Annotated in this window: 21 protein-coding genes; 3 read left to right on the top strand and 18 right to left on the bottom strand. The window is 74.2% G+C overall.

Features of this window, described 5'->3' with window-relative positions; translation table 11 throughout:
* Positions 1–15 precede the first annotated feature (15 nt).
* From EIZ62_RS22335 to hrcA, 9 genes are all read right to left on the bottom strand, one after another.
* The gene (locus EIZ62_RS22335; RefSeq protein ID WP_156694468.1) at positions 16–1,020 is read right to left on the bottom strand and encodes an adenosine deaminase; all 1,005 of its coding nucleotides are present in this window, start codon (positions 1,018–1,020) and stop codon (positions 16–18) included.
* Positions 1,021–1,031: 11 nt separating this feature from the next.
* Positions 1,032–1,937 carry a ribonuclease Z gene (locus EIZ62_RS22330; protein WP_156694467.1) on the bottom strand — a complete coding sequence of 302 codons (906 nt, stop codon included), beginning with the start codon at positions 1,935–1,937 and terminating at the stop codon, positions 1,032–1,034.
* 25 nt (positions 1,938–1,962) lie between these two features.
* Positions 1,963–2,319: a histidine triad nucleotide-binding protein gene (locus EIZ62_RS22325; protein WP_156694466.1), complete on the bottom strand. Its 357-nt coding sequence runs from the start codon at positions 2,317–2,319 to the stop codon at positions 1,963–1,965.
* 40 nt (positions 2,320–2,359) lie between these two features.
* Positions 2,360–3,469 (bottom strand): tetratricopeptide repeat protein, encoded by a 1,110-nt coding sequence (locus EIZ62_RS22320; RefSeq protein ID WP_244375900.1) that lies wholly within the window; start codon positions 3,467–3,469, stop codon positions 2,360–2,362.
* The gene (locus EIZ62_RS22315) at positions 3,466–4,737 is read right to left on the bottom strand and encodes an ATP-binding protein (protein WP_156694465.1); all 1,272 of its coding nucleotides are present in this window, start codon (positions 4,735–4,737) and stop codon (positions 3,466–3,468) included. The genes EIZ62_RS22320 and EIZ62_RS22315 overlap by 4 nt, the downstream gene beginning before the upstream one ends.
* A gap of 244 nt (positions 4,738–4,981) precedes the next feature.
* On the bottom strand, positions 4,982–5,713 hold the full coding sequence (locus EIZ62_RS22310; protein WP_156694464.1) for a 16S rRNA (uracil(1498)-N(3))-methyltransferase: 732 nt from the start codon (positions 5,711–5,713) through the stop codon (positions 4,982–4,984).
* The gene (locus EIZ62_RS22305; RefSeq protein WP_156694463.1) at positions 5,710–6,786 is read right to left on the bottom strand and encodes a nitronate monooxygenase; all 1,077 of its coding nucleotides are present in this window, start codon (positions 6,784–6,786) and stop codon (positions 5,710–5,712) included. The genes EIZ62_RS22310 and EIZ62_RS22305 overlap by 4 nt, the downstream gene beginning before the upstream one ends.
* A 47-nt stretch (positions 6,787–6,833) precedes the next feature.
* On the bottom strand, positions 6,834–7,970 hold the full coding sequence (gene dnaJ / locus EIZ62_RS22300; RefSeq protein WP_156694462.1) for a molecular chaperone DnaJ: 1,137 nt from the start codon (positions 7,968–7,970) through the stop codon (positions 6,834–6,836).
* The gene (gene hrcA, locus EIZ62_RS22295) at positions 7,971–8,987 is read right to left on the bottom strand and encodes a heat-inducible transcriptional repressor HrcA (protein WP_156694461.1); all 1,017 of its coding nucleotides are present in this window, start codon (positions 8,985–8,987) and stop codon (positions 7,971–7,973) included.
* Positions 8,988–9,153: 166 nt separating this feature from the next.
* Here hrcA and EIZ62_RS22290 point away from each other — a divergent pair, with 166 nt between their 5' ends.
* Positions 9,154–9,879, top strand: coding sequence for an MBL fold metallo-hydrolase (locus EIZ62_RS22290; protein WP_156694460.1), 726 nt, complete (start codon positions 9,154–9,156; stop codon positions 9,877–9,879).
* Positions 9,880–9,889: 10 nt separating this feature from the next.
* A complete protein-coding gene (locus EIZ62_RS22285) occupies positions 9,890–10,690 on the top strand; it encodes a DUF3097 domain-containing protein (protein WP_156694459.1) in 801 nt (266 codons plus the stop codon).
* Positions 10,691–10,725: 35 nt separating this feature from the next.
* Here the strand turns inward: EIZ62_RS22285 and hemW are convergent, their stop codons facing one another.
* The 4 genes from hemW to lepA all read right to left on the bottom strand — a co-directional run bounded on the left by hemW (position 10,726) and on the right by lepA (position 18,538).
* Entirely contained in the window at positions 10,726–11,958 is a 1,233-nt protein-coding gene (gene hemW / locus EIZ62_RS22280) for a radical SAM family heme chaperone HemW (protein ID WP_156694458.1), read from the bottom strand.
* Between the two features lie 62 nt (positions 11,959–12,020).
* Positions 12,021–14,276 carry a SpoIIE family protein phosphatase gene (locus tag EIZ62_RS22275; protein ID WP_425281837.1) on the bottom strand — a complete coding sequence of 752 codons (2,256 nt, stop codon included), beginning with the start codon at positions 14,274–14,276 and terminating at the stop codon, positions 12,021–12,023.
* Positions 14,277–14,534: 258 nt separating this feature from the next.
* Positions 14,535–16,424: an AMP-dependent synthetase/ligase gene (locus EIZ62_RS22270; protein WP_156694456.1), complete on the bottom strand. Its 1,890-nt coding sequence runs from the start codon at positions 16,422–16,424 to the stop codon at positions 14,535–14,537.
* Between the two features lie 242 nt (positions 16,425–16,666).
* A complete protein-coding gene (gene lepA, locus EIZ62_RS22265; RefSeq protein WP_156694455.1) occupies positions 16,667–18,538 on the bottom strand; it encodes a translation elongation factor 4 in 1,872 nt (623 codons plus the stop codon).
* Between the two features lie 206 nt (positions 18,539–18,744).
* Here lepA and rpsT point away from each other — a divergent pair, with 206 nt between their 5' ends.
* Positions 18,745–19,011 carry a 30S ribosomal protein S20 gene (gene rpsT, locus EIZ62_RS22260; RefSeq protein ID WP_064069563.1) on the top strand — a complete coding sequence of 89 codons (267 nt, stop codon included), beginning with the start codon at positions 18,745–18,747 and terminating at the stop codon, positions 19,009–19,011.
* A 512-nt stretch (positions 19,012–19,523) separates the two neighbouring features.
* Here the strand turns inward: rpsT and EIZ62_RS32770 are convergent.
* From EIZ62_RS32770 to EIZ62_RS22240, 5 genes are all read right to left on the bottom strand, one after another.
* On the bottom strand, positions 19,524–19,652 hold the full coding sequence (locus tag EIZ62_RS32770) for a hypothetical protein (RefSeq protein WP_280117750.1): 129 nt from the start codon (positions 19,650–19,652) through the stop codon (positions 19,524–19,526).
* Between the two features lie 6 nt (positions 19,653–19,658).
* The gene (gene holA / locus EIZ62_RS22255) at positions 19,659–20,645 is read right to left on the bottom strand and encodes a DNA polymerase III subunit delta (protein WP_156694454.1); all 987 of its coding nucleotides are present in this window, start codon (positions 20,643–20,645) and stop codon (positions 19,659–19,661) included.
* A gap of 81 nt (positions 20,646–20,726) precedes the next feature.
* The gene (locus EIZ62_RS22250) at positions 20,727–20,972 is read right to left on the bottom strand and encodes a hypothetical protein (RefSeq protein ID WP_156694453.1); all 246 of its coding nucleotides are present in this window, start codon (positions 20,970–20,972) and stop codon (positions 20,727–20,729) included.
* A gap of 23 nt (positions 20,973–20,995) precedes the next feature.
* On the bottom strand, positions 20,996–23,497 hold the full coding sequence (locus tag EIZ62_RS22245) for a ComEC/Rec2 family competence protein (RefSeq protein WP_156694452.1): 2,502 nt from the start codon (positions 23,495–23,497) through the stop codon (positions 20,996–20,998).
* Positions 23,494–24,669 carry a ComEA family DNA-binding protein gene (locus EIZ62_RS22240; RefSeq protein ID WP_156694451.1) on the bottom strand — a complete coding sequence of 392 codons (1,176 nt, stop codon included), beginning with the start codon at positions 24,667–24,669 and terminating at the stop codon, positions 23,494–23,496. The genes EIZ62_RS22245 and EIZ62_RS22240 overlap by 4 nt, the downstream gene beginning before the upstream one ends.
* Positions 24,670–24,672 lie beyond the last annotated feature (3 nt).

Here is a 24,672-nt window from a genome sequence, read left to right as displayed (position 1 = left end):
CCGCCCCGGGTCGTCCTAGTCGAACTCGTACGCCTCGACCTCGGCGAGGTAGCGCGCCCTGCGGTCCTCGTCGTCGTCCAGGAACGACGCCAGGAACGAGTTGCGGGCCAGCTCGCGCAACCGCTCCGGGCCGATGCCCAGCGCCTCGTGGACGGCGTGGAAGGTGTCGCCGACGTACCCGCCGAAGTAGGCCGGGTCGTCGGAGTTCACCGTCACCAGCAGCCCCGCCGCCATCATCGCCGGCAGCGGGTGGTCCTCCAGCACGTCGACGGCGCGCAGCCGGACGTTCGACAGCGGGCACAAAGTGAGCGGCACCCGGTCCCGCACCAGCCGCTCCACCAGTTCGGGGTCCTCCATGGCCCGCAGCCCGTGGTCGATCCGCTCCACGCCGAGGACGTCCAGGGCCTCGCGGATGTACGCGGGCGGGCCCTCCTCGCCTGCGTGCGCGACCTTCCGCAGGCCGAGCGCCCCGGCCGCCTCGTACACCTCAGCGAACCTGGACGGCGGGTTGCCCACCTCGGCCGAGTCCAGGCCCACGCCCGCGATGTGACGCAGGTACGGCTCCGCCGCCCGCAGCGTCTCCATGGCCGACTCGGCGGACCGGTCCCGCAGGAAGCACATGATCAGCCGGGTGGAGACGCCGTGCCGCTCCTCGGCCCGCTCCAGCGCCCTCGCCAGGCCCTCGACGACCGTGCCGATGGGCACGCCCCGCGCGGTGTGCGCCTGCGGGTCGAAGAAGATCTCGGCGTGCCGGACGCCCTGGCGCGCGGCCCGCTCCAGATAGGCGTCGGCCAGCTCGGTGAAGTCGTCGGCGGTGCGCAGGACCGCCATCAGCTCGTAGTACAGGTCGAGGAAGGACTGCAGGTCGCTGAAGAGGTACGCCTCGCGCAGCTCCTCGGTGCCGGCGTACGGCAGCTCGACCCCGTTGCGTGCGGCGAGCGCGAAGGCCAGTTCCGGTTCGAGGGTGCCTTCGATGTGGAGGTGCAGTTCCGCTTTGGGGAGTGCTTCGGGGAGGTGCATGATGCGTGGCCTTACCTGCGTTTGGGGAGCGGGACGCGGACGAGGTCCTGGGCGATGGTCAGCTCGCCGTCGAAACCGGCCGCCCGTGCCTGCTGTTCGAAGAGGCCGGGGTCGGCGTAGCGCTGCGAGAAGTGGGTGAGGACGAGGTGGCGTACGCCCGCCTCGCGGGCGACCGCGGCGGCCTGGCCGGCCGTCAGGTGCCCGTGATCCTCGGCCAGGACGGCGTCCTCGTCGAGGAACGTCGACTCGATGACGAGCATGTCGCAGCCCGCGGCGAGCGCGTGGACACCCTCGCACAGCCGGGTGTCCATCACGAACGCGAACCGCTGCCCGCGCCGCACCTCGCTGACGTCCTCCAGGCCGACCCCGCCCACCGCGCCCTCGCGCTGGATGCGGCCCACGTCGGGGCCCTGGATGCCGTGCGCGGCGAGCCGCTCGGGCAGCATGCGGCGCCCGTCGGGCTCGGTCAGCCGGTAGCCGAACGACTCGACGGGGTGCGACAGGAGGCGGGCCTCCAGGGTGTACGCGCGGGTCGTGGCCAGCACGCCGTCGGCGGCGACCGGCGCCTCGGCGAGCTTCACCGTCTCGCGGTAGGCGGTCGCGTACCGCAGCCGGTCGAAGAAGCGCTGCCCGCTCGCCGGGTAGTGCGCGGTGACCGGGTGCGGGACCTGGTCGAGGTTGATGCGCTGGATCACCCCGGCGAGGCCCAGGGAGTGGTCGCCGTGGAAGTGGGTGACGCAGATGCGGTCGATGTCGTGCGCGGCGACCCCGGCGCGGAGCATCTGGCGCTGGGTGCCCTCGCCCGGGTCGAAGAGGATGCCCTCGCCGTCCCAGCGCAGCAGGTAGCCGTTGTGGTTGCGGTGGCGGGTCGGCACCTGGCTGGCGGTGCCCAGGACGACGAGCTCTCGTACGGACATGGCGTTCCTGACCGTCCGTCCGCGACTATCCGGGGGGCCAGTTCAGGCCGCGGCCGCCGAGCACGTGGGCGTGCGCGTGCCAGACGGTCTGCCCGGCGCCGGCACCGGTGTTGAAGACGATGCGGTACCCGGCTTCGGCCTTCTCGTCGGCCGCGACCTGCCCGGCCTCGCGCAGCACGTCGACCGCGACGTCCGGGGCGCCGGCGGCGAGGGCCGCGGCGTCCTGGTAGTGCGCCTTGGGGATGACCAGGACGTGGGTGGGCGCCTGCGGGTTGATGTCGCGGAAGGCGAGGGTGGTCTCCGACTCACGGACGATGGTGGCCGGCACCTCCCTCGCCACGATCTTGCAGAACAGGCAGTCGCTCTGCGGCTCTCCGGCCATGACCTGGTCCCTTCTGTCGGGGCGTGCTCGTGCAGGAACTCTATCGGCGGCCGGGCGTCCGTCTCCTGAGCGCCGACCGGCTGACCCAGTACGTGATGACCACGCCCCAGAACAGCGGCGCGCCGAAGCCGCCCACCACGCCCGCGTCGAGCGTGGGCAGCGCCAGGGTGACCAGCGAGAGCAGGCCCAGCAGCCCCACGGCGCCGGCCATCCACAGCACCGGCGAGCAGGTGCGGGAGATCAGCAGCAGGGGCCGCCGCAGCCGCGGGGGCACCCGTCTGGCCATCCACAGCGCCCAGCCGCCCCACAGCGCCACGAACACGGCCGCGCCGACGAGCTGCGCCACCACCGGGCCCGTCCCGGAGCCACCGCTGCGCAGTTGGGCCGACCCCACGGTGGCGGCCATGAACCCGGCCAGGGCGACCCAGCGGGCCCCGGCGGCGGTCCCCCACGCCATGGTCTCCAGGTTGAAGCGCGCCTCGCGGTCGTCCAGGTCGAGGGCGGCCGAGTCGACGAACCCCTCGGCGGCCCTGGTCCACGCGCCGCGCCGGTACCAGCGGCGGCGCAGGTGCAGCAGGGACAGGTTGTTGTGGGCCTCGCTGCTCTCCGGGTTGAGCCTCAGCGCGTTCTCGTACGCCCTCTCGGCGGTCCGGTAGTCCTTCAGCTGGTAGGCGACCAGGCCGAGGAGGAAGTGGGTGGCGTCCTCCTCGGGGCCCAGCTCGACGGCGCGCAGCGCCAGCGCGTACGCCTCGGCGCGCCGTGCCGGGTCCCCGGAGCGGGCGAGGATCGTGCCGAGCACGTGGTAGCCCGCCCAGTGGTGCGGCACGAGTGCGATGCCGCGCCGGGCGGAGTCCTCCGCCGCCGCCCACGCCGGCCCGCGCGCCGGCTCCTGCGCCAGGAGGTCAGCCCGCAGGAGCCACGCCGAGGGCAGCTCGGGGTCGGCGCGCAGCGCCTCGTCGGCCAGGCGCAGCGCCTCGGCCCGGTCGCCGAGCCGGCTCCGGCAGCGGGCCAGCAGGGAGAACGCCCGGGCGTCGTCCGGGTGCTGGGCCAGGTGCCGCGCCGTGAGGGCCGCGGCCTGTTCGTACCGCTCCAGGTCGTACAGCGCCTCGGCCCGGTCGAGTGACATCGACGGGGGCTGCGGGGTGGTCACAGTTTGCGCTTCCTCTTCAGGTACGCGAGGAGGTCGTCGTACATGCCGCCGTCGTTGGCGAACGTCGCCACGTTGCGGGCGGCGGCGAACCAGGGGTCGGTGGACGGCCGTATCTGCTTGGCGGCGCCCATCAGGTCCCTCATGCCGATCATGCGTACGGTGCCGGTGCGGGCGGAGTCGAGCAGCGCCGCCTCCGCCGCGCTCTCGCATACGTGCGCGAGGTCGGCGCCGGAGAAGTCCTCGGTGGCCTTCACCAGCTTGCCCAGGTCGACCGCCTCGATGGGGCGGTCGCGCAGGTGGTAGCGGAGGATCGCGTCGCGCGCGGTGGCGTCCGGCGGCAGCACCAGCAGGGTGCGGTCGAGCCGGCCGGGGCGGCGCAGCGCGATGTCCACGTCCCAGGGCACGTTGGTGGCGGCGAGGACGAACACCCCGTCGTTGCTGTCGGCGGCGATGCCGTCCAGCTCGGTGAGGAGCTGGTTGACGACGTTGCGCAGTCCGCTGTGGTGGCTGCGGCTGCGCTTGGCGCCCAGCGCGTCCAGCTCGTCGAGGAATACGACGCAGGGCGCCTGGCGGCGGGCGGTCTCGAAGATGTCGTGGACGTTCTTCTCGGAGGCCCCGATGTACATGTCGAGGATGTCGCTGAGCGAGATCGACAGGAAGCTCGCCCCGAGCTCGCCGGCGACGGCACGCGCGATGAACGTCTTGCCGCAGCCGGGCGGCCCGTAGAGCAGCAGGCCGCCGCGCAGGCTCTTGCCGTACAGCTTGCGCAGCTCGGGGTTGCGCATGGGTGCGAGGAAGGCGGCCTCCAGGCGGTCCTTGACCTCCTGCATGCCGCCGACGTCCGCGAGCCGCACGGCACCCGGGGCGTCGACCTCCCAGGCGCCGGCGCCGCCCGGGTCGTCGCCGTGGCCGTCGACGGTGAGGGGCGCCTCGGTGCCCTCGACGAACCGGGGCGGCACGATGTCACCGACCTCCTGCTCGGCCGCGGCCCAGTCGAAGCGCTCGCCGGTCGGGGCGGCCTCCGGGGCCGGCGCGGTGCTGGGCGCGGCGGTGGGCATGGGCGGCATGCCCATGGCGCGGCCCATCAGCGCACGGGCCTGCGCGTCACCGGGCGCGTGCTGGAGGGCGACGGCCGCTTCGGTCACCGCTTCGTCGTTCCGCCCCGCCTGGAGCAGGAGTTCGGCGAGGTGCAGGCGCAGGGGAACGTCGTCGGGCGCGGCGGTGACGGCGGCACGCAGACTGCGCAGGAGAGGAGACTCGTCGGACATGCGGCCACCTTACGGAGCGGGTCCGACAACCGGTCGTGCGGGCCCCGGGACGGGGCGGGGGCGGGGGCACGCGCCCTCCAGGGCGTCAGGACCAGCGGCCGGTGCGGCCCACGCCCCGGGGTCCGCGCCCGCCGGCTGCCGTGCGCGGCGCCGACCGCCGCCGAGAACAACCGGGATGCGCCCACGGCCGGTGCAGCTCACGCCCCACGGCCGTGGACGACCCGGGCACGCGCCCGTCCGGCCGTCAGGACCAGCGGCCCGTGCGGCCCAGTAGCAGGGCGGTGGCGGCCGTGCCGGCGGTGGAGGTGCGCAGGACGGTGCGGCCGAGGCGGTAGGGCTTGGCGCCCGCTTCGGCGAAGGCCGCCGACTCGTCGGGCGACACGCCGCCTTCGGGGCCCACGACCAGCACGATGTCGCCGGTGGAGGGCAGTTCGGCGGTGGCCAGCGGCTCGGCGCCCTCCTCGTGGAGGACCGCCGCGAAGTCGGCCGCCGCCAGCAGGCGGGCGACCTGCTTGGTGGTGGCCGCGTCGGCGACGTCCGGGAAGCGGAGCCGTCGGGACTGCTTGCCCGCCTCCCGCGCGGTGGCCCGCCACTTGGCGAGCGCCTTCAGGCCCCGGTCGCCCTTCCACTGCGTGATGCAACGGGACGCCGCCCACGGCACGATCGCGTCGACGCCCGTCTCGGTCATCGTCTCCACCGCCAGCTCGCCCCGGTCGCCCTTGGGCAGGGCCTGGACGACGGTGATGCGGGGGCTGGGCGCCGGTTCATCACGTACCTCGGTCACCGTCACGGTGAGGCGGTCCTTGCCCTCGACGGCCGCGACCGTGCCGTAGGCGCCGTTTCCCGCGCCGTCGGTCAGGACGATGTCCTCGCCGACCCGCAGCCGCCGTACCGACACCGCGTGGCGCCCCTCGGGCCCGTCGAGCGTGACGGTGCCGCCGGTGACGCGGTCGACCAGGAAGACGGGCGCGGTCATGACGCCCCGCCCCGCAGCGCGAGGGCGGCGACCGCGGCGTCCAGTTCGGCGCCCAGGACCTGCACCAGGCGTCCGGCGGGCAGTTCGCGCGCCATCCGGTGGCCCTGTCCGGCCCACAGCGCCATGCCCTGCGGGTCGCCCGCCTTGGCGGCGGCCTTGCGCAGCCCGCTCGTCAGGTGGTGCACCTCGGGGTACGCGGCCGGGGCGTAGGGGCCGTGCTCGTGCATGAAGCGGTTGACCAGGCCCCGCGCGGGGCGGCCCGAGAACGCCCGCGTCAGCTCGGTGCGGACGAACAGCGGGTTGGTCATGGCCTGCTTGTGGAGGGCGTTCGCGCCGGACTCGGGGCATACCAGAAACGCCGTGCCGAGCTGGGCGGCCTCGGCGCCCGCCGCGAGGGCGGCGGCGATCTGGCTGCCGCGCATCAGGCCGCCGGCGGCGACGACCGGCAGCGGCACGGTCTCCTTGACCAGCGCGATCAGCGTGAGCAGCCCCGTGCCGGTGCCGCCGCTCTCCGGGTCGTCGCGGTGGGTGCCCTGGTGCCCGCCGGCCTCGACGCCCTGCACGCACACCGCGTCCGCGCCCGCCGCCTGCGCGGCCAGCGCCTCGTCGGGCGAGGTCACCGTGACGACGGTGACCGTCCCGGCCCGCCGGAACGCGGCCACCGTCTCGGCGGCCGGGCAGCCGAACGTGAACGACACCATCGGCACCGGGTCGTCCAGCAGGATGGCCAGCTTGGCCTCGTACCCGTCGTCGCGCCCCGCGTCGGGGTCACCGAGCGGCGTGTCGTACCAGGTGGCCTCACCGGCGAGCTGGTGCCGGTACACGTCGACGGCGGCCGGGTCGGCGTGCCCGGGCTGCGGCATGAAGAGGTTGACGCCGAAGGGCCGCGAGGTCAGCCCGCGTACCTGCTTGATCTCCTGGTACATGCCGTCGGCGGTCTTGTACCCGGCGGCCAGGAACCCGAGACCGCCGGCCTCGGACACGGCCGCGGCGAGCTCCGGTCGGGAGGCGCCACCCGCCATGGGGGCCTGCACGATCGGGTACCGGCAGAGACCGGTCAGTGCGGAGGACATGAACGCATGGTGTCACGCCCCCGCACCCGTACCGAACCGGCGAGGGCTCACCGCCCGTTGAAGGCGTCCTTCAGGCGGGAGAACAGCCCCTGCTGCCCCGGCTGGAACTGACCCGTGGGCCGCTCCTCGCCGCGCAGCTTGGCCAGCTCGCGCAGCAGCCGCTCCTGCTCCGGGTCCAGCTTCGACGGCGTCTGGACCTCGACGTGCACGATGAGGTCGCCGCGCCCGCCGCCCCGCAGGTGCGTGACGCCACGGCCGTGCAGCGGGATCGACTGGCCCGACTGCGTGCCGGGGCGGACGTCGACCTCCTCCAGCCCGTCCAGCGTCTCCAGCGGGCACTTCGTGCCCAGCGCGGCCGCCGTCATCGGGATGGTCACCGTGCAGTGCAGGTCGTCACCGCGCCGCTGGAACACCGGGTGCGGCAGCTCGTGGATCTCCACGTACAGGTCGCCCGCCGGGCCGCCGCCGGGGCCGACCTCACCCTCGCCGGCGAGCTGGATGCGGGTGCCGTTGTCGACACCGGCCGGGATCTTGACCGTGAGCGTCCGGCGGGAGCGGACCCGGCCGTCGCCCGCGCACTCAGGGCACGGGGTGGGGACCACGGTGCCGAAGCCCTGGCACTGCGGGCACGGACGGGAGGTCATGACCTGGCCCAGGAACGACCGGGTGACCTGGGAGACCTCGCCGCGACCGCGGCACATGTCGCAGGTCTGCGCCGACGTACCAGGCGCGGCGCCCTCGCCGGAACAGGTGGTGCAGACGACGGCCGTGTCGACCTGGATGTCCTTGGTGGTGCCGAAGGCCGCCTCGTTGAGGTCGATCTCCAGGCGGATCATCGCGTCCTGGCCGCGCCGCGTGCGCGACCTCGGCCCGCGCTGGGACGCCGTGCCGAAGAAGGCGTCCATGATGTCGGAGAAGTTTCCGAAGCCACCCGCGCCGAAGCCGCCCGCGCCCGCACCGCCCGCGGCGGACAGCGGGTCTCCGCCGAGGTCGTAGACCTGCTTCTTCTGCGGGTCCGACAGCACCTCGTAGGCGGCGTTGATCTCCTTGAACCGCTCCTGGGTCTTCGGATCGGGGTTGACGTCCGGGTGCAGCTCGCGGGCGAGCCTCCGGAACGCCTTCTTGATCTCGTCCTGGGAGGCGTCGCGGCGCACGCCGAGTACGGCGTAGTAGTCGGTGGCCACTTACGACTCCGCCAGGATCTGTCCGACGTAACGTGCCACTGCGCGTACCGCTCCCATCGTTCCGGGGTAGTCCATGCGGGTCGGTCCGACCACGCCGAGTTTGGCGACTGCCTCGTCGCCCGAACCGTAGCCGACCGCGACGACGGACGTGGAGTTGAGGCCCTCGTGGGCGTTCTCGTGCCCGATACGTACGGTCATGGCCGAGTCACTGCTCTCGCCGAGCAGCTTGAGGAGCACGACCTGCTCCTCCAGCGCCTCCAGCACCGGCCGGATGGTCAGCGGGAAGTCGTGCCCGAAGCGGGTGAGATTGGCGGTGCCGCCGATCATCAGCCGTTCCTCGGTCTCCTCCACCAGGGTCTCCAGCAGGGTGGCCAGCACCGTGGAGACCGTCCCCCGGTCCTCCGCCTCGAAGGACTCGGGGAGGTCCTGCACCAGCTGCGGCACGTCCGTGAAGCGCCGGCCCACGACGCGGCTGTTGAGCCGCGCCCGCAGGTCGGCCACGGACGTCTCGCCGAAGGGCGCGGGGCAGTCGACCATGCGCTGCTCCACCCGCCCCGTGTCGGTGATCAGGACGAGCATCAGCCGGGCGGGGGCGAGCGACAGCAGTTCCACGTGACGCACGGTGGAGCGCGTCAGGGACGGGTACTGCACGACCGCGACCTGCCGGGTGAGCTGCGCCAGCAGCCGCACCGTGCGGCCCACGACGTCGTCGAGGTCGACGGCGCCGTCCAGGAAGTTCTGGATGGCGCGCCGCTCCGGCGACGACAGCGGCTTGACGCCGGCGAGCCGGTCGACGAAGAGGCGGTAGCCCTTGTCGGTGGGGATGCGGCCCGCGCTGGTGTGGGGCTGGGCGATGAAGCCCTCGTCCTCCAGCACCGCCATGTCGTTGCGCACGGTGGCGGGTGAGACGCCGAGGTTGTGGCGCTCCGTGAGCGCCTTGGAACCCACGGGCTCCTCGGTGCCGACGTAGTCCTGGACGATGGCGCGCAGTACCTCGAGTCTGCGTTCGCTCAGCATCGCGCGCACCTCCAGCTGGCTTCGGTTCCTTCTGCCTGGCTGGCACTCGCGATACCCGAGTGCCAGACGTCCCCGGTCAGTGTACGGCGCCGGGGTACGCCCGGGGCAAGGGCGGCGGGCCACGCTACCGCGAGACGGCGCTGGTGGTTGCCGATAGCGTCGCGGTATGGACGTCAGGTGGGAAGACTACGGCTGGGAGCGCGTGGCCGACGGCGTGGGCCGCCGCAGGCTGCCGGTGTGGGACGCGACCACGGCCCTGGTGGTGGGCGACAAGGGCGCGCTGCTGTACGACACGGGCGCCACGCTCCGTGAGGGGGCCGAGATCCGGGCCCAAGCGCAGGCCCTGATGGGCGGGCGGAGAGTGACGCATATCGCACTCAGTCACCCCCACTTCGATCATGTTCTGGGCACGGCGGCGTTCGCGGGGACGGAGGTGTACGGCGCGGTCGGCGTCGATACGGTCCTCACCGGCGCGGGGCGGGACTCGCTGCGCACGGACGCGGTGCGCCACGGCGTCGACGAGGCGGACGCCGTGGAGGCGACGGACGTCCTGGTGGCCCCGCACCACCTGGTGTGCGGCGAGTGGACCCTGGAGCTGGGCGGGCGGCAGGTGCTGCTGGCCAACGTGGGCCCGGGACACAGCGGCCACGACCTGGCGGTGCTCGTGCCGGGCTCCCGGGAGGTCGTCCTGTGCGGCGACCTGGTGGAGGAGTCGGGCGACCCGCAGGCGGGCGGTGACGCCATCCCCTCGCGCTGGCCGGCCGCGCTCGACCGGCTGCTGGAGCTCGGCGGCGAGGACGCCCGGTACGTGCCGGGGCACGGCGCCGTCGTGGACGCCGCCTTCGTACGCGCCCAACGCGATGAGCTGGCCCGGCGGTTCGGCGTGTCGTAGCGTCTGGCGAATGCGCAGCTACCACCCCGATCTGACACCCCCGTGGAAGAAGTCCGCGCCCGTCCCGGAGGTCCCCGCCGAGCCGGACCTGGTCGTCGAGGAGGTGACCACCGGGTTCTGCGGGGCGGTGACCGGCTGCGAGGCCGGCACGGTGACCCTGGAGGACCGGTTCGGCAAGCACCGGGTGTTCCCGCTGGCCCCGCGCGGTTTCCTGCTGGAGGGGCGGACGGTGACGCTGGTGCGCCCCGCGTCGGGGCCGGCCCGCCCCTCGCGGACCGCATCGGGTTCGGTCGCCGTTCCGGGCGCACGCGCGCGTGTGGCCCGGGCGGGGCGCATCTACGTGGAGGGCCGGCACGACGCGGAACTGGTCGAGCGGGTCTGGGGCGACGACCTGCGCGTCGAGGGCGTGGTCGTCGAGTACCTGGAGGGCGTCGACGACCTGCCGGCCGTCGTCCGCGACTTCGGCCCGGGCCCCGACGCCCGCCTGGGGGTCCTGGTCGACCACCTGGTGCCCGGCTCCAAGGAGTCCCGCATCGCGGCCTCGGTCACGGACGCCCACACCCTGGTCGTGGGGCACCCGTACATCGACGTCTGGGAGGCCGTGAAGCCGTCCTCGGTCGGCATCCCGGCGTGGCCGACCGTCCCGCGCGGCCAGGACTGGAAGACGGGCGTCTGCCGCGCCCTCGGCTGGCCGGACAACACGGGCGCCGCCTGGCAGCACATCCTGTCCAAGGTCACCTCGTACAAGGACCTGGAGCCGGCGCTGCTGGGCCGGGTGGAGGAGCTGATCGATTTCGTGACGGCACCGTAGGAGGTGTCTCGGGCGGGACCCGGCCGGTCAGTCGGTCAGTCGGTCAGGTCCCGCACCACCGCGTCGGCGAGCAGACGGCCCCGCAGCGTCAGGACGGCGCGCCCCTCGGCGTAAGGACCGGGGTCCAGGAGCCCGTCACTTACCGCCCGCTCGGCGGCGGCCAGGCCCGCGGGCTTCAAAAGACCCAGGGGGCACCCCTCCCGCAGGCGCAGCTCCAGCAGCACGCGCTCCACCCGGCGGTCCTCCTCCGCCAGCAGCTCACGTCCCGCGCCGGGCGAGCGGCCCTCCGCCAGCGCGGCGGCGTACGCGCCGGGGTGCTTGACGTTCCACCACCGCACGCCCCCCACGTGGCTGTGCGCGCCCGGCCCGGCGCCCCACCAGTCGGCGCCGCGCCAGTACAGCTCGTTGTGCAGGCACCGTCCCGCCTCCGACGTGGCCCAGTTGGACACCTCGTACCAGGAGAAACCCGCCCCGGACAGGACGTCCTCCGCGATCAGGTACCGGTCGGCGTGGACGTCGTCGTCCGTCATCGGCACCTCGCCGCGCCGGATGCGCCGCGCCAGCTGGGTGCCCTCCTCGACGATCAGGGCGTACGCGCTGACGTGGTCGGGGCCCGCGCCGATCGCCGCGTCGAGCGAGGCGCGCCAGTCGTCGTCGCTCTCCCCCGGCGTGCCGTAGATCAGGTCGAGGTTGACGTGCTCGAACCCGGCCGCGCGCGCCTCCGCCACACAGGCCTCGGGCCGCCCGGGCGTGTGCGTGCGGTCGAGCACCTTCAGGACGTGCCGGCGGGCGCTCTGCATGCCGAAGGAGATCCGGTTGAAGCCGCCCTCGCGCAGCTCCGCCAGGTACGCCGGGCCGACCGACTCCGGGTTCGCCTCCGTCGTGATCTCCGCGTCGTCCGCGAGCCCGAACTCGTCCCGCACGGCCGCCAGCATCGCCACCAGGTCCGCGGCGTCGAGCAGCGTGGGCGTACCGCCGCCGACGAAGACGGTCCGCACGGGGCGCGGGTCGTCGCCGAGGACCTTCCGCGCCAGGCGCACCTCGTCGGCCAGGGTCGCGGCGTAGTTGTCGCGGGAGGCGAGGACGCCGCCGGAGCCGCGCAGCTCGGTGGCGGTGTACGTGTTGAAGTCGCAGTATCCGCAGCGGGTCGCGCAGTACGGCACGTGCAGATAGAACCCGAGCGGCCGCTCACCGGCCCCGAGCAGGGCGGACGCGGGCAGCGCGCCGTCCTCGGGCATGGGCTCACCATCGGGCAGTACGGAAGGCATACGTCCCATTGTCCGTCACCCGGCCGGGCGCCCCGTCCGTCCCGGGGGCCGACCGGCGGCCGTCACCGGGCCTGGAGCACCAGGAGCGCGAGATCGTCGCGTACGGGCGCCTCGCCGAAGGTGTGGACCGCCTGCCGGATGCGGTCGGCGACCTCCCGCGCGGGCAGCCCGGCGCAGCCGGAGAGGGCCTCCGCCAGCCCGTCGCCGTCGTCGAACATGCGCCCCGTGCGGGAGCGGCGCTCGGTGACGCCGTCGGTGACGCACAGGAGGGTGTCGCCGGGCGCGAGGTGGAAGGTGTGGCTCTCGTACCCGACGTCGTCGACGACGCCCAGCAGCACCTGGGGCACGGCGGCGGGCGTCACCGAGCCGTCCGGGCGCAGCAGGAGCGGCAGCGGGTGGCCCGCGCAGGCGAGGGTGCAGCGGGCGCCGCCGCCGTCCTCGGCCGCGAGCGGCACCAGCTCGCCGTACAGCAGCGACAGGAACCGCGACTGCGGCTGCGCCGGTGGCGGCGCGCCGGGCAGGTCACCGGCGGCGGCGACGATCGAGGCGGCGGCCTCGGCGGCCTCGGTGGCGTCGTCGAGGAGCAGCCGGTTCAGCCGGTCGAGGACGTGGCCGACCTGGTGGTCCTCCCGGGCCAGCAGCCGCAGCCAGGGGCGGGCGAGGCCGGTGACGACGGCCGCCTCGGGGCCGCTGCCCTGGACGTCGCCGAGCATGAAGCACCAGCGCCGCGCGCCGGGGCCCGCCTGGAACACGTCGTAGAAGTCGCCGCCCGCCAGCCCGTCGTCGCTGGGCTCGTACACGATGCGGCTCTCGACGCCCGGGATCTGGGCCACCTGGCTGGGCAGGAGCCCGCGCTGGAGGATCCGGCTGATGGTGACCTGCCGGGTGTAGCGGCGGGCGGCGCCGATGGCGAGGGCGACGCGGCGGGCGAAGTCCTCGACGAGGGTGGTGACGGCGTCGGGGACCCGGCCCCGCCCACGCCTCCCGAGCATCAGCGTGCCGAGCCCGTGGCCGCCCACGACCAGCCGGTACGCCAGCGCCGTACCGGCCGCCTCCGGGCCGGCGGCGGTCCGGTCCTCCGCGTCCTCCGCGCGTGTGGCCGCGCCACGGCCCGCGGTCGTGGGAGCGCAGCCGTGCGCGCCGGCGTATGCGGCCCCCGTAACGCCGTGCGCGCGTGCCTCCGCGCCGCCGTGCGCGCGTGCGTCCGTGACTGTACCGCCGGGCGCGCCGGCGTACGCCGCCTCCGCAACCGTTCCCGTCGCACTGTCCGCGCCGGCGTACGCCGCCGTACCGGCGTCCGTGAACGTGTCCGTGAACGTGTCCGTGCTCACGCCCGGCCCGCCGGGCTCGTCGCCGGCGCTGCCGGCCGTGGGGGCGCTTCCCCGGCCGTCCGCGGCGTGGAGGCCGTGGGACGGCCAGGGGATCGGCACCGGGCCCGGGCGGGGCGGCTCCGGCATGCGGGGCGGTTCCTTCTCCAGTACCCCTCGCAGGGTCTCCAGCGCCGATTCGTCGGCGTGCCACACCCGGGCGAGCCGCGGTCCGCCGCCCTCCGTGCCCTCGTCCTCCAGCCAGAAGGCGCACCAGTCGGCCAGGCGCGGCACGAGGAGCTGGCCGGCGAGCGCGGCGACGAGGTCCTCGTCGAGCTGGCCGGCGAGCAGGTCGGACGCCTCGGCGAGGAACGACAGCGCTCCGCGGCCGTCCCACTCCTGGTCGTCGCGCACGACCCGGCGCGGCACCGGGGCGAGGATCTCCGCGGCGCGCAGCCCCCGCTGGATGGCCGGCTCGGCGCCGGGGACGGGGCAGGTGTCCCAGCCGTCGAGGGGAAGCCGGGCCCAGACGGTCTTCAGGCCGGGGCGGTAGGTGATGCCCCAGCACTCGGCGAGGGAGGCGACGAGCCGGAGCCCGCGGCCGTACTCGTCGAGGCCGTCCTCGTCCTCCTGCTGGTGCTCCTGACGGACCGTCCGGGTCGGGTGATGGTCGGAGACTTCGAGGACGAGGGCGGCGGGCAGGCCGTCCGCGGGGTCCTCCAGCCGGAAGAGGAGCTCGACGGTGGTGCCGGCGTGGACGACGGCGTTCGTGACGAGTTCGCCGGCCACCAGGACGGCGTCGTCGGCGACCCGGTCGGTGATCGTGGCGGCGGCGGGCAGCCCCAGGCCGGTCCAGTCGGCGAGCGCGGCGCGGGTGAAGCGGCGCGCGGCGGCCGGGGCGAGCGGGTTGCCGGGCAGGCTGGTGCGCGTGACGGTCTGGCCGGGCGGCGGCTGGTGGGGCGGCAGCAGCAACTCGCCGGCGCTCGCGCGCTGTGTCGGAAGGGACCCCACGTGCGGCTCCTCGTCGGCTCCTGGGTCGGCTCGCGGTCGGACACCGACAGGGTGACAGATCGAGAACGCCCATAAGCGCCGAGTCATCGAACTCGCCATGAGATCCCGCCCACGGGGCCGACGACGAGACCGCCGACGAGAACGGGCGACGAGAACGGGCGACGAGAACCCGCCCATGAGCGTGGGTCCTGCGAACGGGCCATGCGAACGGGGCCGCGCTTCGCGAGCGCGGCCCCGTCGTTCCCGGCGTGCCGGGGTTCAGTCCTCCCGGCTCCCCGCGTACATCTCGTCGATCAGGTGCTTGTACTCCCGCTCCACCACGGGCCGCTTGAGCTTGAGGCTGGGTGTCAGCTCACCGTGCTCGATGTCGAGGTCGCGCGGCAGGAGCCGGAACTGCTTGATGGTCTGCCAGCGCTGGAGCCCCTCGTTGAGGCGGTCCACATAGCCCTGGACGAGCTGGGTGACCTCGGGGGTGGCGACGACCTCGGCGTACGACTTGCCGCCCAGGCCGTGCTCCTCCGCCCAGCCGAGGATGGCGGGCTCGTCGAGGGCGATGAGGGCCGTGCAGAAGTTCCGGTCGGCGCCGTGGACGAGGACGTTGGACAGGTACGGGCAGACCGCCTTGAACTGGCCCTCGACCTCGGCGGGCGCGATGTACTTGCCGCCGGACGTCTTGATCAGGTCCTTCTTGCGGTCGGTGATGCGGAGGTAGCCGTCGGCGGACAGCTCGCCGATGTCGCCGGTGTGGAACCAGCCGTCCGGCTCCAGGACCTCGGCGGTCTTCTCGGGCAGGCCGTGGTAGCCCTCCATGATGCCGGGGCCGCGCAGCAGGATCTCGCCGTCGTCGGCGATCCGTACCTCGGTGCCGGGCAGCGGCTTGCCGACGGTGCCGGTGCGGTAGGCCTCGCCCGGGTTGACGAAGGAGGCGGCGCTGGACTCGGTGAGTCCGTAGCCCTCCAGGATGTGGATGCCGGCGCCGGAGAAGAAGTAGCCGATGTCGGGCGCGAGGGCCGCCGAGCCGGAGACGGCGGCGCGCAGCCGGCCGCCGAAGGCCTCGCGGAGCTTGGAGTACACCAGCGCGTCGGCGACCTTGTGCTTGGCGTTAAGGCCGAAGGGGACGGTCGCGTTGCCGGTGCGGCGGAAGTTGTCCTGGCTGGTCCTGGCGTACTCGCGGGCGACTTCCGCGGCCCACTTGAAGATCTTGTACTTGGCGCCGCCGCCGGCCCGTGCCTTGGCCGCGACTCCGTTGTAGACCTTCTCGAAGATGCGGGGCACGGCGGCCATGTACGTCGGCTGGACGACCGGCAGGTTCTCGATGATCTTGTCGACGCGGCCGTCGACGGCGGTGACGTGCCCGACCTCGATCTGCCCGGAGGTCAGGACCTTGCCGAAGACGTGCGCGAGCGGCAGCCACAGGTACTGCACGTCCTCCGACGTGACGAGGCCGGTCGAGGCGATGGCCTTGGCCATGTACGACCAGTTGTCGTGCGGCAGCCGTACACCCTTGGGGCGGCCGGTGGTGCCGGAGGTGTAGATGAGGGTGGCGAGCTGGTCGGCCGTGATGGCCGAGACCCGGTCCTTGACGGCCTCGGGCTTCTTCTCCAGGTACGCGCGGCCGCGCTCCTCCAGTTCGGCGAGGGACAGGACCCAGCCCTCGGGGTCGCCGGCGTCCGCGTCGGCTCCGGCCGGGTCGACGACCACGACGTGCGCGAGGTTCGGCAGCTCGGCCCGGCGCTCGCGGGCCTTGGCGAGCTGGGCGGCGTCCTCGGCGATCAGGACGCGGCTGGCGGAGTCGGCGAGGATGTACGCGGACTCCTCGGCGTTGGTCTGGGGGTAGATCGTGGTGGTCGAGGCGCCGGCGCACATCACGCCCAGGTCGGCGAGGATCCACTCGACGCGGGTGGCGGAGGCGAGGGCGATCCGCTCCTCGGGCTGGACGCCGAGGTCGACGAGCCCGGCGGCGATGGCGAACACCCGCTCGGCGGCCTGCCCCCAGCTCAGGGACCTCCACTCGTCGGGCCCCTGGCCCGAGGGGGCGGGGACCGGGTAGCGGTAGGCCTCCGCGTCGGGGGTTTTCGCCACGCGTTCCAGGAAGAGGGCGGCCACGGAGGGCGGTCGGTTCTCGATCGGGGTCTGTGTGTCGCTCACGACGTCCTCCGGGCGGCTTGCGGCGGGCTGCACGACGGGATGATTGCTTAACTGGCGAGTAACCCTCGGGCGGGATCAGGTTAGAGCGCCGTGGTCCGCCACGTAAGGGGCTGCGGCCCGGTCGTTCATACCCGCTTCATAACGACTGGCACGCGTCATGGCACGTCACAAGCGCGCAAAAGCGCCCGTCCGTGAACGAACGGGCGCTGTGCGGCCGAGAGGGAGGAGCGGCTGCGCCGCCGTTACTTCTTGGACTTGCCGCCGCCGGAGTCGTCGCTGGACAGGACCGCGATGAAGGCCTCTTGCGGAACCTCCACGGAACCGACCATCTTCATCCGCTTCTTGCCCTCCTTCTGCTTCTCCAGCAGCTTCCGCTTCCGGGAGATGTCACCGCCGTAGCACTTGGCGAGGACGTCCTTGCGGATGGCGCGGATGGTCTCGCGGGCGATCACGCGCGAGCCGATGGCCGCCTGGATGGGCACCTCGAAGGCCTGCCGCGGGATGAGCTCGCGCAGCTTGGCGACCAGCCGTACGCCGTACGCGTAGGCCGCGTCCTTGTGGGTGATGGCGGAGAAGGCGTCGACCTTGTCGCCGTGCAGGAGGATGTCGACCTTGACGAGGCTGGAGGTCTGCTCGCCGGTGGGCTCGTAGTCCAGCGAGGCGTACCCGCGGGTCTTGGACTTCAGCTGGTCGAAGAAGTCGAAGACGATCTCGGCGAGGGGGAGGGTGTAGCGGATCTCGACCCGGTCCTCGGAGAGGTAGTCCATGCCGAGGAGGGTGCCGCGGCGGGTCTGGCACAGTTCCATGATGGAGCCGATGAACTCGCTGGGCGCGAGGATCGTGGCGCGCACGACCGGCTCGTACACCTCGCCGATCTTGCCCTCGGGGAACTCGCTCGGGTTGGTGACGGTGTGCTCGGTGCCGTCCTCCATGAGCACGCGGTAGACCACGTTGGGGGCGGTGGCGATGAGGTCGAGGCCGAACTCGCGCTCCAGTCGCTCCCGGATCACGTCGAGGTGCAGCAGCCCCAGGAAGCCGACGCGGAAGCCGAAGCCGAGCGCGGCGGAGGTCTCCGGCTCGTAGACGAGCGCGGCGTCGTTGAGCTGGAGCTTGTCGAGGGCGTCACGCAGCTCGGGGTAGTCGGAGCCGTCCAGCGGGTAGAGGCCGGAGAACACCATGGGCTTCGGGTCCTTGTAGCCGCCCAGTGCCTCGGTGGCGCCCTTGTGCAGGGTGGTGATCGTGTCACCGACCTTGGACTGCCGGACGTCCTTCACACCCGTGATCAGGTAGCCGACCTCGCCCACGCCGAGCCCGTCCGCCGGGAGCATCTCGGGCGAGTTCGTCCCGATCTCCAGCAGCTCGTGGGTCGCGCCGGTGGACATCATCCGGATGCGCTCGCGCTTGTTGAGCTGGCCGTCGATGACACGGACGTAGGTGACGACGCCCCGGTACGAGTCGTAGACCGAGTCGAAGATCATCGCGCGGGCGGGGGCGTCGGCGACACCGACCGGCGCCGGGACGTCCTTGACCACGCGGTCGAGCAGCGCCTCGACACCGAGACCGGTCTTGGCCGAGACGCGCAGCACGTCGTCCGGGTCGCAGCCGACCAGGTTCGCCAGCTCCTCGGCGAACTTCTCCGGCTGGGCCGCCGGCAGGTCGATCTTGTTGAGCACGGGGACGATGGTGAGGTCGTTCTCCATCGCCAGGTAGAGGTTGGCGAGGGTCTGCGCCTCGATGCCCTGGGCGGCGTCGACGAGCAGGATGGTGCCCTCGCAGGCGGCCAGGGACCGCGACACCTCATAGGTGAAGTCGACGTGACCGGGGGTGTCGATCATGTTGAGGATGTGAGTGCTGCCCTGGCCGGGCCCCTCGGTGGGGGCCCAGGGCAGACGCACCGCCTGGGACTTGATCGTGATGCCGCGCTCGCGCTCGATGTCCATGCGGTCGAGGTACTGAGCGCGCATCTGCCGCTGCTCGACCACACCGGTCAGCTGGAGCATCCGGTCGGCAAGCGTGGACTTGCCGTGGTCGATGTGCGCGATGATGCAGAAGTTGCGGATCAGCGCCGGGTCGGTACGGCTCGGCTCGGGCACGTGGATAGGGGTCGCGGGCACGCAGGGTCCTGATTCTCGAGACGCCGGGCGTCTCTGCTCGGGTCGACGTCGGATCGATACGTAGGTTCCATGGTCCCACGGACGGGGACCGGCGCTCGGTTTGGGCCGCTCGAAGGGCGACTGGTAGCCTGGGCAGCTGTGTCTCTTGGCCCTCTCAGCGGAGAGGCACGCATCAGAAATCCTTACGAACCTGAAAAGGCTCTTTCGTGGCGAACATCAAGTCCCAGATCAAGCGGAACAAGACCAACGAGAAGGCGCGCCTGCGCAACAAGGCCGTCAAGTCGTCGCTCAAGACCGCGATCCGCAAGGCCCGTGAGGCCGCCGCCGCGGGTGACGTCGAGAAGGCCACCGTGGCCGCTCGCGCCGCCTCCCGTGCGCTCGACAAGGCTGTCTCGAAGGGTGTCATCCACAAGAACGCCGCCGCCAACAAGAAGTCGGCGCTGGCCACCAAGGTTGCCTCCCTGCAGGGCTGAGCTTTCTTGATTTGATCGCCGGGACGGACCAAGCGGGCCCTCTCATCCGCTCCTGACCGGCACCCCGAGCCCGTACGCGGCCTGCGTTCGCCACGCGGGTACGAGCTCACCAACGCATCACCCGAAGGCCCCGTCGCCGTCCTTCCCCAGGACGCCCGCCGGGGCCTTCGCCATGCCGGGACGCGCTGGTGGGGGGTGGCCCCTGCGGGGCTTGCGCGCGGTGGGCGGGGGCGGCCGGTGGAGGGCGCGGCGGGGGGCGAGGGCGTCCGGCGGGGCGGCCGCCCGGGGGCCGCGGGCGCGGGCGGCCGGCGGTGTACGCGGGCGCCCGGCGGCGGGGCGGCGGGCGCGGGCACCCGGCGGTGGCCGCGGGCGCGGGCGCGGGCACCCGGCATGGTGCCCATCAGGGGGCCGGGGCGCCTGGTGGCGCCGGTGGTGTGTCCGCCCGGGGGCGCGGCGGGGCGCCCGGCCGGGGGCCACCAGCACGGTGCCCGGCGGTGCGTGGCAGGGAGTGCTCAGCAGGAGGGGCGCCCGTGGACGGGCGCGCGCGGCGGCTCGCTCAGCGGGGAGGGCACCGCGGCCCAGGCGCGGCGGATCGCTTCGCCGGGCGCCGCGCCCCGGTCCGTGCCGGGGACGCGGCTCACCGGGGGTCAGCGTCGGGAGCGGGCCGCGCGGGCGATGGTGACGACCGCCTTCTCCAGGGCGTACTCCGGGTCGTCGCCGCCGCCCTTGACGCCCGCGTCCGCCTCGGCGATGGCGCGCAGCGCGACGGCGACGCCGTCCGGCGTCCAGCCCCGCATCTGCTGCCGCACCCGGTCGATCTTCCACGGCGGCATGCCGAGCTCACGTGCGAGGTCGGCGGGACGCCCGCCCCGCGCCGACGACAGCTTCCCGATCGCCCGGACGCCCTGCGCCAGCGCGCTCGTGATCAGCACGGGCGCGACACCGGTCGACAACGACCAGCGCAGCGCCTCCAGGGCCTCCGCCGCCCGGCCCTCCACCGCCCGGTCGGCGACGTTGAAGCTGGAGGCCTCCGCGCGGCCCGTGTAGTACCGGCCGACGATCGCCTCGTCGATGGTGCCCTCGACGTCCGAGGTGAGCTGCGACACCGCGGACGCCAGCTCCCGCAGGTCGCTGCCGACCGCGTCGACGAGCGCCTGGCACGCCTCCGGTGTGGCCGACCGCCCCAGCGCCCGGAACTCACCGCGCACGAACGTCAGGCGCTCCGCCGGCTTGGTGGTCTTCGGGCACGCGACCTCGCGCGCTCCGGCCTTGCGCGCCGCGTCGAGCAGGCCCTTGCCCTTCGCGCCGCCCGCGTGGAGCAGGACGAGGCTGATGTCCTCCACGGGTGCGCCGACGTACGCCTTGATGTCCTTGACCGTCTCGGCGGAGAGGTCCTGCGCGTTCCGCACGACCAGCACCTTGCGTTCGGCGAAGAGCGAGGGGCTCGTCAGCTCGGCGAGGGCGCCGGGCTGGAGCTGGTCGGGCGTCAGGTCACGGACGTCCGTGTCGGCGTCGGCCGCGCGGGCGGCCGCCACCACCTGCTGCACCGCGCGGTCGAGGAGCAGGTCCTCCTGCCCCACGGCGAGGGTGACGGGCGCGAGGACGTCGTCGGTCTGGTTCTTTCTGGTGGCCATCGCGAACCAGCATCCCACGGCCCACCGACAACCCGGATTCCCCTGGACCCCGCCCTCTCCTCACCTCCTCACGTCACCGCTCTACGGCTCTTCCCGCCAGCCGTCCCACCGCGCCGCGAACTCGTCCAGCTCGCCGGCCGGGAGCCGCCCGGCCGGGTCCTCGACCACCACCAGCCACTGGGCGTCCTCGGCGTCGTCCTCACCGGCCAGGGCGTCCCGCACCAGCTGGGGCCGCTCGGTGATCCCGAAGGCCTCCCCCAGTTCCTCGGCGGCCTCCTCGGCCGCGTCCCGGTCGGGCAGCACCAGCACATGTCTCACATCGCTCACGGACCCATTGTTGCTGTGGGCCGCTACGGTCCCGGCCCCGCCCCCGGCTCCCGGGCCGGGACGGCACGCAGCTCCCTCCCGCTCCCCCTCACGGCGATCGAGCCGTGCCTGTCGGTGCTGAGCACCACCGCTCCCCCGGCCCGCAGCGCGCCGACCGTGCGCGGAGAAGGATGGCCGTAGGTGTTGTCCGCTCCGGCGGACACGAGGGCCAGCCGGGGCCGGGCCCGGTTCAGCAGGCCCGGGTCCTGGTGGGCCGAGCCGTGGTGGGCCACCTTCAGGACGTCGACCCCCGCCAAGTCCGGGTGGGCCCGCAGCAGGCCCCGCTGGGCGGGCGGCTCCAGGTCGCCGAGGAGCAGCAGGGTCGTACCACCGGCGACGCGGACGAGGAGCGTGACGCTCGCGTCGTTCGGCCCCTCCGGCGCCGCGCCGGGCCGGGTGGCGTCCGGCCACAGCACCCGCCAGTCGAGCGGCCCGGTCCGCCGGCGCTCCCCGGCTCCCGCCACCACGACCGGCACCCCGGCCGCGGCGGCGGTCCTGCGGACGAACGCGGCCTGGTCCGCGGGGTCCCGCAGGCTCGTGGTCTGGATCGCCCCGACGGCCCGGCCCCTCAGCACGCCGGGCAGACCGGCCACGTGGTCGGCGTGGAAGTGCGTGAGCACCACGAGCGGCACCCGGCTGACGCCCAGTTCGCGCAGGCACCGGTCGACGGGTTCCGGATCGGGGCCGGCGTCCACCACGACGGCCGTGTCCCGGCCCGCCGCGAGGACCGTCGCGTCGCCCTGGCCGACGTCGCACATCGCGAACACCCAGTCCGGCGGCGGCCACCCGGTGACCAGCCTGGTGAGCGGTGCGGGCCGCACCACGGCGAGCAGCAGCAGGACGGTGCACGCGCCCGCGAGCCAACCCCGGTGCCGGACCCGCTTGACCCACGCCACCAGCAGTCCGGTGACGGCGGCGAGCAGCAGCCCTCCGAGCCAGCCGCCGGGCCACTGGACCTCCGCCCCGGGCAGCGCGGCTCCCGCACGGGCGACCGAGGCGATCCAGCCGGCTGGCCAGCCCGCGCACTCGGCGAGCAGCCGCGCCACCGGCGCCGCGACCGGTGCCGTGGCGAGCGCGGCGAACCCCAGCACCGTCGCCGGGGCCACCGCCAGCTCGGCGAGCAGATTGCAGGGCACCGCCACCAGGCTCACCCGGGCGGCGAACACGGCCACCACCGGGGCGCACACCGCCTGGGCCGCCGCGGCTGCCGCCAGCACCTCCGCGAGTCGTGGCGGCACTCCGCGTCCCTGGAGCGAGGCGCTCCAGCGCGGGGCGAGCGTCAGGAGCGCCCCGGTGGCCAGTACGGACAGCAGGAAGCCGTAGCTGCGCGCCAGCCACGGGTCGTACAGCACGAGCAGCAGTACGGCGGCGGCGAGCGCGGGGAGCAGCGACCTGCGGCGCCCGGTGCCGATGGCCAGCAGGGTGATCAGCCCGCAGGCGGCGGCGCGCAGGACGCTCGGGTCGGGCCGGCACACGACGACGAAGGCGAGGGTGAGTGTTCCGCCGAGCAGCGCGGTGGCCCTGAGCGGGATCCCCAGGCGGGGCGCCAGTCCGCCGCGTTCGGCCTTCAGGGCCTTTCCCGGCGGGCCGATGAGCAGCATCAGCACCAGGGTGAGGTTGCTTCCGGACACGGCCAGGAGGTGCGTCAGGTCGGTCGCCCGGAAGGCGTCGTGCAGGTCGGCCGGGATGCGGGAGGTGTCGCCGACGACCAGTCCCGGCAGGAGGGCGCGCGCGTCGGGCGGGAGCCCGTCGGTGGCGGTGCGCAGCCCGGCGCGCAGCTCTCCGGCGGTGCGCTGGAGGGCGGTCGGCGGCCCGGTGATCCGCGGCGGGCCCGTGGTCACCCTCAGGACGCCGGCGTACGGTTCGCCGGTGTTGCGCGGCGGTGCCAGGCTTCCGGTCATACGAAGCCGGGTGGAGGGCAGGAGCCGCCGCCAGTCCGGTGTGGCCGGCGAGGCGATCACCAGCACGGGCGTACGGACCTTGGTGTCCGGCCCGCCGGGGGGCGTCACCCGTGTCACGTCGGCGTCCAGCACGACGGACGCGGGCACCGGCCTCGGGCCGCGGACCCGCGCGCGAAGGAGCCGTGGGTCGGAGGTGACCGTCGCCTCCACGGTCACCGGCGTGTGCCGCTGCGCCAGTGCCGGCAGTGGCCCCCTGCGCACCTCGGCGCCGTGCAGCCCCGCGGACGCCGCACCGGCCGCTGCGCAGAGCAGCACCGCCGCGCACGCCGTGCCGCCGCCCCGCGACCGGGCCGCCACCACCCGGCCGTTGCCGCCGCCCCGCCGGAGGAGCAACGCGATCCCGCCCAGGGCGCAGAGCGCCACCCCGGCCACGGTCCACCAGCCGGGCGCGCCCACCGCGAGGGCCGCCGCCCCGTACGCCGCCAGGGCGGGCCCCACCAGCCGCAGGTCGGCCGGGCCGTCCCGCCCCGGGTCCGCGGCGCCCAGCCGGGTGCCCGACGCGGCGTGAACCGCCGGGCGGTTCACGGCCGTACGAGGGGCTGGAGGTCGGCGAACCGGCGCTCACCGATCCCGTTGACCTCGCGGAGTTCGTCGACCGACCGGAAGCCGCCGTGCCGGGTGCGGTGGTCGACGATGTGCTGGGCCAGCACGGGGCCGACGCCGGGCAGGGTGTCGAGCTGTTCCACCGTGGCGGTGTTGAGGCTGACCGGCCCGGCGGGGACGCCACCCACGACGGCGGCTCCGGGCGCGCCGGTCACCGGGCCGGGCGGCGCCGGCGCGGCACCCACCACGATGTGCTCGCCGTCCATGAGCACCCGTGCCCGGTTCAGGCCCGTGACGTCGCTACCGGGTCTGACACCGCCCGCCGCGCGCAGGGCGTCGGCGACCCGGGACCCGGCGGGCAGCCGCAGCACCCCCGGCCGGCGCACCGTGCCGCTCACGTCGACGACGACCGGCGGCGTTCCGGCGGGTGGGCGGCGGCTCGCGGCAGCGGCCGGGGCGGACGCGGCGCCCGTGACCACGTCGGGGGCCCGGACCGCCTCGGGCCTGCCCGTCCAGAAGTACCGTCCGGCGAGTGTCACGGCCACCACGAGGACGATGACGAGCGCGACGACCGTCCGGGGCTCCATCCCGCACCGCGTCTGCACCCACAGCGGTAACCGGTCCCGCACCCCGAGCCGCCACCGGTCGCGCCGCTCCAGTCCCGTCCCACCGCCTGGGCCGGCACCCTCCGCCGCCACCCCCGCGCCCGCCTCCGCCTGCGGCACCGGCGTGCCTACAGGCGTCTGCGGATCCCCCACCACCGGCGGCGGCAACGCCGGACTCCCGCCCGCCAGGGGTGCCTGCGCCACCGGCCGCCCAGGCCGGAGCGGGGCCGGGGCGGCCACCACCACCCGCCCGAGTGCCGGCGAGGCACCACCGGCCGCGGGCGGTGACGGGGCGTCACCGCCCGGTGGTGGGTGGGTCGTGGACGTGCCGGGGCGTTCGAAGAGCGCGGCCGCTCGGCGGCGGGCCACCATCCGGGCGTGCGCGGCGGTGCGCCCGCCGCGCACCCGGTGTCGTGCGGAGCCCGGGCGCCGGGCGCGGACGTCGGAGCCGGGGGCGCGGCCGGGACCGCTCGCCGCCCGGGCCGCGGGCGACGACGGTGTGACGGTGTGTGTGACGGCGTGCGTGACGCTGTGTGTTCGCGGAGTCATGCC

This window comes from Streptomyces ficellus (assembly GCF_009739905.1).
Taxonomy (GTDB): domain Bacteria; phylum Actinomycetota; class Actinomycetes; order Streptomycetales; family Streptomycetaceae; genus Streptomyces; species Streptomyces ficellus_A.
This window is presented reverse-complemented; position numbering and strand designations above follow the sequence as displayed.

Coding starts and splice junctions, on each gene's coding strand:
- EIZ62_RS22335 (WP_156694468.1), bottom strand. CDS start 1,020: ATGCACCTCCCCGAAGCACTCCCCAAAGCGGAACTGCACCTCCACATC.
- EIZ62_RS22330 (WP_156694467.1), bottom strand. CDS start 1,937: ATGTCCGTACGAGAGCTCGTCGTCCTGGGCACCGCCAGCCAGGTGCCG.
- EIZ62_RS22325 (WP_156694466.1), bottom strand. CDS start 2,319: ATGGCCGGAGAGCCGCAGAGCGACTGCCTGTTCTGCAAGATCGTGGCG.
- EIZ62_RS22315 (WP_156694465.1), bottom strand. CDS start 4,737: ATGTCCGACGAGTCTCCTCTCCTGCGCAGTCTGCGTGCCGCCGTCACC.
- EIZ62_RS22310 (WP_156694464.1), bottom strand. CDS start 5,713: ATGACCGCGCCCGTCTTCCTGGTCGACCGCGTCACCGGCGGCACCGTC.
- EIZ62_RS22305 (WP_156694463.1), bottom strand. CDS start 6,786: ATGTCCTCCGCACTGACCGGTCTCTGCCGGTACCCGATCGTGCAGGCC.
- hrcA (WP_156694461.1), bottom strand. CDS start 8,987: ATGCTGAGCGAACGCAGACTCGAGGTACTGCGCGCCATCGTCCAGGAC.
- EIZ62_RS22290 (WP_156694460.1), top strand. CDS start 9,154: ATGGACGTCAGGTGGGAAGACTACGGCTGGGAGCGCGTGGCCGACGGC.
- EIZ62_RS22285 (WP_156694459.1), top strand. CDS start 9,890: ATGCGCAGCTACCACCCCGATCTGACACCCCCGTGGAAGAAGTCCGCG.
- hemW (WP_156694458.1), bottom strand. CDS start 11,958: ATGCCTTCCGTACTGCCCGATGGTGAGCCCATGCCCGAGGACGGCGCG.
- holA (WP_156694454.1), bottom strand. CDS start 20,645: ATGGCCACCAGAAAGAACCAGACCGACGACGTCCTCGCGCCCGTCACC.
- EIZ62_RS22240 (WP_156694451.1), bottom strand. CDS start 24,669: ATGACTCCGCGAACACACAGCGTCACGCACGCCGTCACACACACCGTC.